Here is a 12190-nt window from a genome sequence, read left to right on the forward strand (position 1 = left end):
CTCGCGGCGCAGCGACGCGACGCGGACCTCGGCGGCGCGCGAGCGGGCGTCGGCCTCGCGGGCGCCCTCCTCGGCGCGGCGCAGCCGCTCGGCGGCCTCCTGGGCGCGGCCGTCGGCGTCCTGGATCCCGGCGGACGTGTCGCGGGCGCGGGCTTCGGCGTCCTCGGCGCGGCGCTCGGCGGCGGTGACCTGCGTCGCGGCCTCGTCGCGGGTGGCGGCGACCTCGCGCTCCAGGTCGGCGACCCGCCCCTCGGCGGCGGCCACGCGGGCGTCGGCGTCGGTGCGTCCGGCGGCGGCCGTGCGCTCGCGGGCCTCGGTGGCCGTGCGGGCGTCGGCCTGCGCGGCGGCGAGCGCGCGCTCCAGGTCGGCGATGCGGGCGTCGGCCTGCGAGCGGGCGTCGGCCAGGGCGCGCTCGAGCTCGGCGACGCGGGGGGAGGCCCCGGGCTCGGGGTCGCCGCGCAGGGCGGAGAGGTCGGCGGCGGCCTCCTCGGCGTCGCGGCGGCGGGCGACCTCCGCGACACGGACGGCGTGCAGCAGCCCGCGTAGCCGATCGGCCTCGGCGAGGGCGGCGTCGCGCTCCTCGGCGATCGCCTCCGCGGCCTCACGGACCTCGGCGGCGTGCTCCCGCTCGACGCGCAGGGCGTCCTCCAGGGCGGACGCGCGTGCGTCGCCGTCGCCCGGGCCGGACCCGGACGTGCTCGTGGACGGGCTGCTCTCGCTCACCCGTGAGGATCCCCCGTCACGTCGAGGAGTCTAGGCCGACGACCCACATGTCGTTAGCTCGTCACCCGGTCTTGCAGGATGTCTGCCAGCGCGTCGAGCGCATCGACGAGTACGGCGGACGCATCCTTGTGCGCGTCGAGGGTCCGGAAGCGCTCCGGCTCGCCGGTCGCCAGCGCGTCGTAGGCGGACTCCACGCGGGAGAAGAACGCGTCCTGCTCGAGCTCCATCCGGTCCCGCTCTCCGCCGCGGTCGTCGAGCCGCCGGCGGCCGGTCGAGCGCGACACGCGCAGCAGCAGCGTGCGGTCCGGGCGGCAGCCCTGGGTCGCGAGCTCGTTGATCCGGGCGACGGCCTCCAGCCCGAGCCCGCGGCCGCCGCCCTGGTACGCGAGCGAGCTGTCGACGAAGCGGTCCAGCAGGACCCAGCGGCCGTCGTCCAGCGCCGGCAGCAGGACCTCGGCGCACAGCTGGGCGCGCGCGGCGGCGAACAGCAGCGCCTCCGTGTGCGGGTGCACGGTCAGCGACGGGTCGGCGACCAGGGCACGGATCCGCTCGCTGACCTCGACGCCGCCGGGCTCGCGCAGGCGCAGCACCGGCAGGCCCCGCTCGGCGAGGGCGGACTCCAGCCCGGACACGAGCGTCGTCTTCCCCGAGCCGTCCAGTCCTTCGATGGTGATGAGGCGTCCGCGTCGGTCCGGCATCGAGGGACGACGCTACTGCGCGCCGGGGGTGCGGCGGGGACGGGTCGGGGCGGGGGAACCCCGCACGGGAGGCCCGCGCGGCCCGTGCGGAGGGGTCGTTGCGAGAACCGGCGGACGCGATACGCGATCGGTACAGCCCCGATCCAGGGCGGTGACGGCGGCGGCCGATGCTTCTCCCATCAGCCGCACCGGCACCACCGGACACCGTTCCCAGGTCCGCTTCCCATGGTCGGCGCCCTGCTCTCCCGTCCCCGTCGCCACCCTCGCCCTGCTGCTCGTCGCCACCGGCGTGGCGATCGGCTCCGGCAGCTCGTTCACGTCGAGCGCCGCCACCGCCGCGAACACCTTCGCGACCGGTACGCCGCCGACCCGGCCCTGTCGCCGCGCCACCCGAGAATCTCGCCAGCGGGACGCTCCTGCAGACGACCTCGAAGACGAGGCCCGGTCAGGCCGTCGGGCCCGCCGCCGCGGCGCGCCGCAGCTCCCGCGCGCCGTCGGCCAGCGCGGGGGCGTCGTCCGCCGTCGGCCCCTCGGCGATCAGGTGCTCGAGGCCCCGGGCGACCGGCGAGGCGTCCGGCAGCCCGAGCGTGCCGAGCAGGCCGGCCAGCTGGTGGGCCTGCATGCGGGCGCGGTCGCGCAGCTCGTCGTCCAGCGTCCCCGCCGCGAGGGCGGTCGCGGTCTCCTCGAGGACGTCGATGCGCGCGTCGACCCGCGGGCGGGCGCGCTCCCACATGGCGGCCATCGCCTCGTCGAGTCCGGGGTCCGTCTCGGCCATGGGCGCATCCTAGGAGCGCGGGGGCCTGCGACCGGTGCCGCGGCCGGGATGGGGCCCGACCGGCGGGGTCCGAACGTCTGGCGATCCCGCGATGCCCGACCGATACCGGACGGACCCGCCCTCGACGTCCGGCCGCGGCCGGACGTCCGTCCGGGGCGACCCGGGCAGATACGACTTCGATACGCGTCGGACCGCTTCCTGTCACGGACGGCGCCGAACATGCCCGGTGAGATCCCCAGACTCATGTTCCGTACCGCCCACGCCACCTCGTACCGCCTCCCGTCGCTCGCACGCCCGTGCGGCCGCCCGGCGTCCGCGGTCCGGCCGCCCTCCGGGGTCCTCCCCGCTGCGGCGCGCCCCGGCGGAGCGTCGCGATGAGTCGCCCTCTCGAACCGCACGCGCCCGATGAGGACCCGCCGATGAACCCCAGCACCTCCGAGAGCTCCGCGGAGCAGAAGGCCGCCGCGGAGCAGCGGCGGCTGGCGGCGGTCCGCTCCACGGGGTTGATCGGGGTCGAGGCCGGCGAGCGGATCGACCGGATCGCGCGCCAGGCCGCGCAGATCACCGGCGCGCCGATGGCGCTCGTCTCGCTGATCGACGAGCACCGCCAGTGGAACCCGGGCGTCCACGGCGAGAACGCCCCGCGCGAGGCCCCGCGCGGCTTCTCCATGTGCTCCGCGGCCATCGGGTCGCCCGAGCCGTTCGTCATCCCCGACGCGTCGAAGGACCCCGACTGGGCGGACATGCCCGGCATCGCGTCGGACCCCAACGTCCGCTTCTACGCCGGCCAGCCGATCGACGACGGCGAGGGCAACCTGATCGCCGTCCTCTGCGTGATCGACGTCGTCCCGCGCGAGGCCGACGCCGAGCTGCTCCAGACGCTCGCGGACCTCGCCGTCTGGGCGCGCCACGAGCTGCTCGCCGGGCGGCTGGCCGCGTCCACGCCGGCCACCGAGGAGCCGGCGGCCCCGACGGCGACGGAGAACGACAGCGCCTCGGAGGAGCGGCTGCAGGAGCTCGAGCGGCTCCAGTCGCTCGTCGTCTCCACCGCCGCGCACGAGCTGCGGACCCCGCTGACCGTGCTGCGGGTCCACGCCGACCTGCTGGCCGCCGCGGCCGCCGAGCTCGGCCCGGAGGAGCGCGCGTCGCTGGACGCGATCACGCGCGCCGTCACCCGCCTGCAGGACGTCAGCGACGGGCTCGTCGCCGACCTGCGCGGGTCGGCCGGCGGCGCCGAGGAGGCGCTCCGCCGCTGGCTGAAGCTCGAGGACGGGTCCCAGCGGATCCGCCCAGGCACCGACGACTGATCGCCCGGGCGCCGGGTCGGGCCCGGCGCGCTCCTCCCGCCCGCGCCGTCGCGGGCGACCGGCTCACTCCGCCGGCGGGCGGTACCGGTAGCCGATCCCGCGCACGGTCTCGATCGTCTGGTCTGCCTGGTGCTCGGCGAGCTTGCGCCGCAGCCGGCTGACGTAGAGCTTCACCTGGTCGGCCGTCGCCATCCCGTCCCAGACGCGCTCGATCAGCACGTCGGAGGGCAGCACCCGGCCGGCCTCGCCGGTCAGCGCGGCGAGCAGCGCGTACTCGCGCCGCGTCAGCTGCAACTCCGTCCCGCCGATCGTCACGAGCCGCTGCTCGCGGTCGAGCGTGATCAGCGCGTCCTCGTAGACCTCGACCGGCTTGGACGTGCGCTCGCCGCTGCCGCGGCCGCGGCGGACGAGCGCCTCGACGCGGGCCAGCAGCTCCTGCGGGCCGAACGGCTTGACGACGTAGTCGTCCGCGCCGCTGCGCAGCGCCCGGACCTTCGCGAGCTCGGCGTCCTCGCTGGTCAGCATGCAGACCGGGACGTCCGCGACCTCGCGGATCCGCTCGAGCGTCTGCCAGCCGTCGAGCCCGGGCATGTCGACGTCGAGCAGCACGGCGTCCACGGAGCCGGCGAACAGCACCTTCAGGGCCGCCCGGCCGTCCTCCGCCGTGCGCACGGCGAACCCGCCGCGCTCGAGCACGAGCTGGACGACCTCGCGGATCGACTCGTCGTCGTCCACCACCAGGACCTGGGAACGCTCTGCCGCCATGGCGCCACTGTATCCGCCGCGTTCGGCGTCATCGGGCGCGGTCCTGCCGCCCACGGCGCACTACCATCGCCGTCGTGAGCGTCCTGCCCGGCACCGAGCACCAGCCGCACGCCCGGGCCGTCCTCGCCCGCGCGCTGTCGTCCGCCGGACCCGACGGCCGGCACGTCGCCGGCGACCCGTCGCACGCCTACCTCTTCCAGGGACCGCCCGGCAGCGGCAAGCGCACCGTCGCGCGCGCCCTGGCCACCGCCCTCCTGGCCGAGACGGTCGACGGCGAGGTCCTGGATCCCGCCGGCGTCGCGGCGCGCGTGCAGCGCCGGTCGCACCCGGACCTGACGTGGGTGCGGCCGACGGGCGCGGGCGTCATGCGCGTCGCCGACGTCAAGGAGGCCGTCGTCGAGGCAGTCTCGCGGCGCCCGTTCGAGGCGCGCCGGCGCGTGTTCGTCCTCGAGCAGGCGCACGCGATGAACGACGACGCGGCCAACCGCCTGCTGAAGACGCTGGAGGAGCCCCCGGACTACGTCGTCCTCGTGCTGCTGTCGGACCGCCCGGGCGAGCTGCTCACGACGATCCGCTCCCGCTGCCAGAACGTGCGCTTCGACGCGCTGCCGGAGTCCGAGCTCGCGGAGCGCCTGCGCGCCGACCACGGCGTCGACGAGACCACCGCGCTGGCGTGCGCGCGGCTCGGCCTGGGCGACGCGATCCTGTCGGCCTCGCTGGCCGGCCGCGAGGGCGCGCCGATGCGGGCCGCCGCCGAGGCGCTGGCCCGCCACGCGGTGCACGGGGTCGCCGGCATGCCGCCGTGGAAGGCGATGTCCGAGGCCGCCGCCGAGCGCGGCAAGGCCGCCGGCGCCGTCGTCGAGCGCGAGGCGAAGGAGACCGCCGAGCGGCTGCCCGACCGTGAGCGCAAGCGGATCGAGCGGGACGCCAAGGACGACGCCAAGCGGGCCGTCCGTCGCGAGCGCACCGCCGCGCTGGACGTGTCGCTCCGGCTCTGCGGGCTGTGGTTCCGCGACGCGGCGTCCGTCGCCGTCGGCGCCGAGGCGGCCGTCCACCACGTGGACCGGCTGCCGGCGCTGCGGGAGGACGCCGCGCGCTCCGACGTCCACCCCCTGTTGCGCTGCGTCGACGTCGTCGACGAGACGCGGCGCACGCTGCGCCGCAACGCCACCGAGGACCTGCAGCTCGACGCGATGAGCGTCCGGCTGGCCGGGGTCCTCGGGCGGCGCTGAGGCGCCCGTCGCTCAGCCGCCCGTGATCGTCACGTAGAACCGCTTGCGCGTGGCGGCGCTGGTCGGCGAGCCGTCGCTCAGGCGCGGGCTGACGACGAAGTGCGAGCTCGTGTTCGTGCCGGGGGGTGCGCAGGCCACGACGCCGGTGATGGCGCAGCGGGTCGCCGCGATCTCGCCGGAGAACTCGGGGTTCGCGTCGGATCCGGGCTGCTTGCCGTTCATGCCGTTGGGCGGAGTGTCCTGGTCGACCTGGTTCTGCAGGGCGATGGTGGCCGTCAGGCCCTTGGCGGAGAGGTCCTCGCCCGCGTCGACGTAGACGTTCTCCGACGCACCGGGCGGGTTGGCGACGTAGGCGGAGCGCACCGTGAAGCCGCCGGACTGCGCCTCGATCTCGCCCGCGGCGTTCACCAGCAGCCAGCGGGCGGCCTTCGGGGCGGCCGGGACCTTGGTCAGCGCCTCGGCGACGGCCTTGTCGACGGCCTCCTTGACGATCGCGTCCGCGTCCTTGCCGTCGACGCGGTCGGCGTTCAGGCCGGTCGCGACGCCGGTGGCGTTGGTCGTGAACGGCTTCGTGCCGTCGCCGCCGCCCGCGACGCTGATGTCGCCGCCGGTGGTGCCCTTGCCGGCGCGGAACTCGAAGGCGAGCCCGGTCGAGAGGTTGTTGGCCCGCAGGCACGGGAGCTTCTGGTCGGTGGCCGACGTCCGGGCCGTCGAGCGGCAGCCGTAGATCGCACCGCCGCCGGTCGTCGAGAGGTTCGACTGGCGCGTCGCGTAGCCGCCCTTGGACGAGGACCCCGCGTCCTCGGTCGCGATCACCTGGGTCTCGCTGGTGGCGCTGTTGCGCTGGCCGAGCCGGAGGTCGCCGCCGGTCGCGGCGTACGTCAGCGGGGCGACGCCGAAGGCCAGGACGCCGGTGCCGACCAGCACCGCGCGCATCCGGCCGCTCGGCACCAGCCGGCGCAGGGGGTGGCGACGGGACGGGATCTCGTGCTGCTCGTTCTCGTGCTGCATGCTGCTCCAGGGGTCGATCCGCACCCAGCCGCTCCCGGGCCGCAGTGTCGGATGTCGGGTAGAACGTGGGAACCGGGCGAGTGGATGCGCGCCAAACGAAGGATGTGGCGCCACCTGGATCGCGGACGCCGTGCGGTCGGCATGCTTCGGTCCTCGGGCAGGGCGGGCGGCCGGGGCGGGGCCCGGCCGCGACGGCATGCCGGTGTGACGCGAGCCCATGAGTGGGGCGATTCGGCACCGATCGCCCCAGCGGAGCGTTGCTAGCGTCGACGCGTACCCCGTTCTCCGCCCACGCGCCGCACCGCTGCACCGGCGCGGGCGGGCGCCGGACCGCGGGTGCGTCCCGTCCCGCATGCCCGCCCCGCCGCCCGCGCCGCCCCGCGCCGGGCGGCGGAGCCCGGTCCGCGACCCGTCCAGCGGCGCCCGGATCGCGACGGCGGGCCCTCCGCCCGGCCGACTACGATGGGCCCCGGTGACCGCTGAGACCCCACGTCCGTTCTCCGGCCGGCGCATCCTCGTGGTCGACGACACCGAGGAGCTCTCCGACATCCTCCGCTTCGTGCTCGCGCGCGAGGGCGCCGAGGTCGACGTCGCCGCCGACGGGCACACGGCCGTCCAGCGCGCCACCGAGGAGCCCTTCGACGTCGTCCTGATGGACGTCGGGCTTCCGGGGATCGACGGGCTCGAGGCGTGCCGGCGGATCACCGCCGTCCGCGACGTCACCGTCGTCATGCTCTCCGCCCGCCACGCGGCCGCGGACCGCGAGGCCGGCGCCGCCGCCGGAGCGGCCGGCTACCTGCCCAAGCCCTTCGCCCCCCGGACGCTCGTGGCCGAGCTCCGCGAGATCCTCGCCGCGGCCGAACGGCCCGGCCATGGCGGTGGCTGAGCCTCCCGCCGCCGGGCTCGCCGGCCACCTCGACCCCGCGCCCGAGCACCTGCACGCGCTCAGCGTCGCCTGCGGGCTGGAGCTGTCGAGCTTCCGGGCCCCGCACGTGGCGCGGACGGTCGACCGGGCCGTCGCCCGGCTGGGCGCCGCGGGGCCCGCGGGGCTCGCGGCCGCGATCGCGACGGACCCGGGGCTGCGGGCGCGGTTCCGGCGTGCGGTCGCGGTCTCGACGACCGGCATGTTCCGCGACCCGGCGCAGTTCGACCTGCTCGACCGCCTGATGCGCGAGGGCGACCGCCGCGGCCGGCCGCTGCGGGTGTGGTCGATCGGGGCGTCCGACGGCAGCGAGCTGTGCAGCGTCGCGCTCCTGCTCGCGGGCCAGGACGGGCTGCAGGGCGCGACGCTCCTGGGCAGCGACCTCCTGCCCGAGAACGTCGAGCTCGCCCGGCAGCGCAGCCGCGACCGGCTCCACCCGGAGGCGCTCTCCACCGTGCGCTTCGAGCAGCGCGACGTCGCCCGGACAGCGCCCGCGGGGCCGTGGGACGTCGTCCTCTGCCGCAACGTCCTGATCCACCTCGCGCCGGCCGCCAAGCAGGCGATGCTCGACCACGCCGCCGGCGCGCTGTCGGCCGGCGGCCTGCTGGTGCTGGGCCGCAGCGAGCGCCTGCCGCGCGACGACCGGCGCGGCCTGGACGACGCCGGGGCCAACGCGTACCGGAGGCCCGCGTGAGCACCCGCCTCAGCACGATCACCCTCACGCTGATGGTCGTCGTGGCGCTCGTCATCGGCGCGATCATCGGCGGGCTGACGCTCGGCACCGTCCGCCTGCGCGACGCCGGGTCCGACTCCGCCCGGGCCGAGCGGACCGTCGCGACGGCCACGCGGATCCAGAGCCTCGTGATCGACCTGGAGACCGGCGAGCGCGGGTTCCTCGTCACCCGGGACCGCCGCTTCCTGGAGCCCCTGCGCGAGGCGCAGCGCAGCCTCCCGTCGCTGCTGACCTGGCTCGAGCGCTCGTCGGGCACCGGCGGCCAGCGGGAGCGCGCACGGGCGATCGCGGACGGCGTCCGGTCGTACGAGCGCGACTGGGTGACCCCGATCGTGCGGCTCGGCGGCCGGGACCTCGGGGCCGCGCGGCGCAAGGTCGCCAGCGGCGGGGGCAAGACCCGCGTGGACGCCCTGCGCAAGCTCTTCTCGGCCTTCGTCGGTGACGAACAGGCGCGGGCCGATCACGTGCGGGCCGACGCGGCGGAGGCCGGGCGCCGCGGCATCCTGACCGGGGTGGCGGGCGGCATCGTCGCGGTCCTGATCATCCTGGCGACCGGCGTGTCCGTCATGCGCGCGGTCGTGCGGCCGCTGCGCCGGCTGGCGGGCGCGCTGGTGCGGGTCGGGCACGGCGACCTGCAGGTGGAGGTCGACGAGGACGCGGTCGGCGAGGTCGGCGACCTCGAGCGCGGCTTCAACGCGATGAGCCGCTCGCTGCAGGAGCACCACGACGAGCTCGAGGGCCAGACGGCCGAGGTCGAGGCCCAGCGAGACGACCTCGAGCGGACGTTCTCGGAGCTCGAGGACGAGAAGGCGTGGGTCGAGACGCTCTTCGGGTTCGTCGAGCGGCTGGTCGCCGAGCGTGAGCTGCAGGGGGTGGCCGACGTCGCGCTGGAGCACGTCGTCCGGCAGGCGCGGGCGGACGCCGGCGCGATCCGCACCGTCGGCGAGGAGGGCGCGCTCGAGCTGACCGCCACGCTCGGGGTCGCCGAGGGCGCGCTGGCGGCCACGATCGCTCCGGACGACGGCGTGTCGGGCCGCGCGGTCGCCGAGCGCCGCCCGATCGTGCTGTCGCACGCCGACGCCGGCCTGCAGGTCGAGGGGCTCGGTGGCCCCGCGCACCCGGTCCGCGTCCGGCACGAGCTGCACGTCCCGCTCTTCCGCGGCCGCGAGCTGCTGGGCGTCCTCGTGGTCGCGCGCGTCGCCGACCGCGCGTTCCGCCCCGAGGACGTCGACCGGGTGCGTGGGCTCGCCGAGCAGGCCGCCGTCGCCCTGGCGAAGGCCGTGGAGGAGCGCCGCTCCGCCCGCCTGGCCGCCGTCAACGCCTCGGTGCTGGACGCCACGTCGTTCGGGGTCGTGATGTACGACGTCGGGGGGCGCGTCGTCGTCGTCAACCGCGTGATGCGGGAGATGGCCGCGGTCCTCGGCATCGACTTCGACACCATGTCGCTGCAGGGGCGCGTCGATGCGATGCTGCGCCACGCGACGGACCCGCAGACGGCCGCGGCGGAGTTCGCGCGCGTCGCGCGGGACGCGCGCCTGCACATGCGCGTCGAGATGCACGTCGCCGAGGCCGACCGCTGGTTCATCGCGCGGACCGATCCGGTGCTCGACGCCGACGGGGCGCTGCTCGGGCGGATCGTGTCCTACCGCGAGAGCACCCGTGACCACGAGCTGCAGCGGATGCGCGACGAGTTCGTCGCGACGGTGACCCACGAGCTGCGCACGCCGCTGTCGTCGGTCGTCGCGGCCGTCGACCTGCTCGAGGACGAGACGGACGAGCCGACGCCGGGCCAGCAGCACTGGGCCGGCATGATCCGCCGCAACGTCGACCGCCTGCTGCGCCTCGTCGACGATCTCCTGACCGTCGCCCGCGCGGAGTCCGGCGAGTTCGCGGTGCAGACGGCGCCGGCGGACCTCGCGACGATCGTGCTGGACGCCGCCGCGAGCGCCCGGGCCGGCGCCGAGGCCAAGGGCGTGACCGTGGAGGTCCGCGCGGTGCCCGCGCCGGTGGTCGCGGACGTCACGAGGATGGCGCAGGCGGTCGACAACCTCCTCGCCAACGCCGTGAAGTTCACGCCCGAGGGCGGCACGGTGCGCGTGGACGTCGTGCCGCGCCCGGGCGACCGGACCGTCGAGCTCGTCGTCGCCGACTCGGGCATCGGGATCCCCGAGGAGGACCGCGGCCGGCTCTTCGAGCGCTTCTACCGCGCCCCGGCGGCGACCCGGGGCGCGGTCCCCGGGACGGGCCTCGGCCTGGCGATCACGCGCTCGATCGTCGCGGCCCACGGCGGCACGATCCGTGTGGCCGACGGCATCGACGGCGGCACGGCGTTCGTGATCGTGCTGCCGGTCGACGGGCCGTCGCGGGGCTGACGCCCGGGGGCGGGTAGGGCCTGACGCCGGGGGTTCGGGCCGGGTCGGGGGCGGACCGACCGGGGCGCGTCTGCGGACCGGGTGCTCCCGAACCTGTCCGGCGAACCCGGTCCGGAGCGGAGCGGCGCGCCGTCGGCGGCCGGCGGACCGGGTGCTCCCGAACCGGTCCGGCGAGCCCGGGCCGCTCAGCCGTCGTGCTCGGCGGCGCTGATGACCCGCGCCAGGGCGGTCGTCAGCTGCGCGTGCAGCGCCGGGGTGCGGACGGCGATCCGGACGTAGCGGTCGTCGAGGCCCGCGAACGTCGTGCAGGGGCGCACGGCGATGCCGTGGTCGTGCAGGCCGCCGACGGCGTCGACATGGGCCGGGGTGCGCACGAGGACGAAGTTCGCCGCGCCGTCCCAGACCTGGACACCGGCGAGCTGGCGCAGGCGGGCCACGAGGTCGCCGCGGTGCGCGGCGGTGCGGGCGGCGATCCGGCCGCACGCGTCGGGGCGGCCGGCGTAGGCGCGCAGGAGCTCCAGCGCGGGGCTCGAGCACGTCCACGGCGCGCCGGCCTCGCGCACGGACGCGACGAGCTCCGGGTCGCCGAGCAGGTAGCCGCAGCGGATGCCGGGGACGGAGAGCGCCTTGGTCAGGCTGCGCAGGACGACGAGGTCGCCGGCGCCGTCGTCGGCGGGCCGCTGGTCGGCCAGCGCGCCGCCGGCGGCGTCCGCGGCGTCGTCGCCGACGAAGTCGAAGAACGCCTCGTCGACCAGCACCGTGCGGCCGGGCCGCCGCAGGCGCAGGATCGACTCGCGGCTGTCGAGGACGCCCGTGGGGTTCTCCGGGCGGCCGACGACGACGAGGTCGCAGTCCTCCGGCACGGCCTCGGGGTCCAGCGCCCAGTCGTTCTTCGCCTCGCGCGGGACGCGGACGATCTCGGCGCCGACGGTCCGGAGCGCGGCCTCGGACTCCGTGAAGCCCGGGACGACGACGGCCGCGCGCTTCGGGCGCACCGCGAGCGCGAGCCGCCAGAAGCCCTCGACGGCGCCGCCGAGCGGCAGCACGCCGTCGGGGGCGCGACCGTGCAGCTCGGCCAGCGCCTCCGCCGCCGGGCGGTCGTCGGGGTAGCGGCGGCCGCGGTCCAGGCCGTTCATCAGCGCCTGGCGGGCCCAGCCGGGCGGGTCGCCGTCGACGACGTTGACCGCGAAGTCGAGCATGCCCTCGGGGACCATGCGGTCGCCGTGCAGGCGGGCGCCGGGCGGGACGGGGAGGGCGGTGCGCAGCGGGACGGACGGCGCGTCCGGCCCGGGGGCGTCGGCGTCGCCCGGGGCCGGCGCGCCGGGCCGGTCGACGTCGGCCGGAGCGTCGGTGGGGTCGGGCGAGGCGGCGCTCGCCGGCAGGACTGCGGCGTCCGTGGCGGAGCCTGCGGCGGCGGGCCCGACGGAGGCACCGGGGCCGGCCGGGCCGGAGGGCCCGCCGCCGGCGGAGGCGCCGCTGACGATCGGTCCCGAGGGCCCGTCTCCGGCTGGACCGCCCGCGCCCGCCGGCGGCCCGCCGGTCCCCGGGCCGCCCCCACGGCCTCGATCAGGAGGTCGAAGTAGAGGTCGTCGAAGAGGAGGAACGACAAGAGCTCGCCGCGCGCCGGGGTGCGGCCGTTGCCGAGCAGACGG

At 76.9% G+C, this 12190-nt stretch carries 10 protein-coding genes and 1 pseudogene; 5 read left to right on the forward strand and 6 right to left on the reverse strand.

What is annotated here, in order from left to right; translation table 11 throughout:
* From AB0L40_RS22870 to AB0L40_RS22880, 3 genes and pseudogenes are all read right to left on the reverse strand, one after another.
* Window positions 1-723: pseudogene (locus tag AB0L40_RS22870) on the reverse strand (hypothetical protein); the annotation flags it as partial.
* Window positions 724-776: 53 nt separating this feature from the next.
* Entirely contained in the window at window positions 777-1421 is a 645-nt protein-coding gene (tmk, locus tag AB0L40_RS22875) for a dTMP kinase (RefSeq protein WP_364360191.1), read from the reverse strand.
* 445 nt (window positions 1422-1866) lie between these two features.
* Window positions 1867-2196 carry an Hpt domain-containing protein gene (locus AB0L40_RS22880; RefSeq protein WP_364360193.1) on the reverse strand — a complete coding sequence of 110 codons (330 nt, stop codon included), beginning with the start codon at window positions 2194-2196 and terminating at the stop codon, window positions 1867-1869.
* A 419-nt stretch (window positions 2197-2615) separates the two neighbouring features.
* On the opposite strand from AB0L40_RS22880, the gene AB0L40_RS22885 reads away from it, so the two are divergent.
* Entirely contained in the window at window positions 2616-3503 is an 888-nt protein-coding gene (locus AB0L40_RS22885) for a GAF domain-containing protein (protein ID WP_364360196.1), read from the forward strand.
* A 63-nt stretch (window positions 3504-3566) separates the two neighbouring features.
* Here AB0L40_RS22885 and AB0L40_RS22890 read toward each other — a convergent pair whose 3' ends face one another.
* On the reverse strand, window positions 3567-4268 hold the full coding sequence (locus tag AB0L40_RS22890) for a response regulator transcription factor (RefSeq protein ID WP_364360199.1): 702 nt from the start codon (window positions 4266-4268) through the stop codon (window positions 3567-3569).
* Between the two features lie 74 nt (window positions 4269-4342).
* On the opposite strand from AB0L40_RS22890, the gene AB0L40_RS22895 reads away from it, so the two are divergent.
* Window positions 4343-5500, forward strand: a complete 1158-nt coding sequence (locus tag AB0L40_RS22895; RefSeq protein ID WP_364360202.1) for an AAA family ATPase — start codon at window positions 4343-4345, stop codon at window positions 5498-5500.
* A gap of 12 nt (window positions 5501-5512) precedes the next feature.
* On the opposite strand, the gene AB0L40_RS22900 is transcribed toward AB0L40_RS22895, so the two are convergent.
* Window positions 5513-6511, reverse strand: coding sequence for a hypothetical protein (locus AB0L40_RS22900; protein ID WP_364360205.1), 999 nt, complete (start codon window positions 6509-6511; stop codon window positions 5513-5515).
* A 472-nt stretch (window positions 6512-6983) separates the two neighbouring features.
* Between AB0L40_RS22900 and AB0L40_RS22905 the strand changes: the two genes are divergently transcribed.
* From AB0L40_RS22905 to AB0L40_RS22915, 3 genes are read left to right on the forward strand one after another with little or no spacing between them, the layout of a single operon-like run.
* Window positions 6984-7397: a response regulator gene (locus tag AB0L40_RS22905; RefSeq protein ID WP_364360207.1), complete on the forward strand. Its 414-nt coding sequence runs from the start codon at window positions 6984-6986 to the stop codon at window positions 7395-7397.
* Window positions 7390-8127: a CheR family methyltransferase gene (locus tag AB0L40_RS22910; RefSeq protein WP_364360210.1), complete on the forward strand. Its 738-nt coding sequence runs from the start codon at window positions 7390-7392 to the stop codon at window positions 8125-8127. Before AB0L40_RS22905 ends, AB0L40_RS22910 begins: the two co-directional genes overlap by 8 nt.
* On the forward strand, window positions 8124-10538 hold the full coding sequence (locus AB0L40_RS22915) for an ATP-binding protein (protein ID WP_364360213.1): 2415 nt from the start codon (window positions 8124-8126) through the stop codon (window positions 10536-10538). The genes AB0L40_RS22910 and AB0L40_RS22915 overlap by 4 nt, the downstream gene beginning before the upstream one ends.
* A gap of 185 nt (window positions 10539-10723) precedes the next feature.
* On the opposite strand, the gene AB0L40_RS22920 is transcribed toward AB0L40_RS22915, so the two are convergent.
* Window positions 10724-11752, reverse strand: a complete 1029-nt coding sequence (locus tag AB0L40_RS22920) for an aminotransferase class I/II-fold pyridoxal phosphate-dependent enzyme (RefSeq protein WP_364360216.1) — start codon at window positions 11750-11752, stop codon at window positions 10724-10726.
* Window positions 11753-12190 lie beyond the last annotated feature (438 nt).

Origin of the sequence: Patulibacter sp. NPDC049589, assembly GCF_040675535.1 — a bacterium.
GTDB lineage: Bacteria > Actinomycetota > Thermoleophilia > Solirubrobacterales > Solirubrobacteraceae > Patulibacter.

Coding starts and splice junctions, on each gene's coding strand:
- tmk (WP_364360191.1), bottom strand. CDS start 1,421: ATGCCGGACCGACGCGGACGCCTCATCACCATCGAAGGACTGGACGGC.
- AB0L40_RS22880 (WP_364360193.1), bottom strand. CDS start 2,196: ATGGCCGAGACGGACCCCGGACTCGACGAGGCGATGGCCGCCATGTGG.
- AB0L40_RS22885 (WP_364360196.1), top strand. CDS start 2,616: ATGAACCCCAGCACCTCCGAGAGCTCCGCGGAGCAGAAGGCCGCCGCG.
- AB0L40_RS22890 (WP_364360199.1), bottom strand. CDS start 4,268: ATGGCGGCAGAGCGTTCCCAGGTCCTGGTGGTGGACGACGACGAGTCG.
- AB0L40_RS22900 (WP_364360205.1), bottom strand. CDS start 6,511: ATGCAGCACGAGAACGAGCAGCACGAGATCCCGTCCCGTCGCCACCCC.
- AB0L40_RS22920 (WP_364360216.1), bottom strand. CDS start 11,752: ATGGTCCCCGAGGGCATGCTCGACTTCGCGGTCAACGTCGTCGACGGC.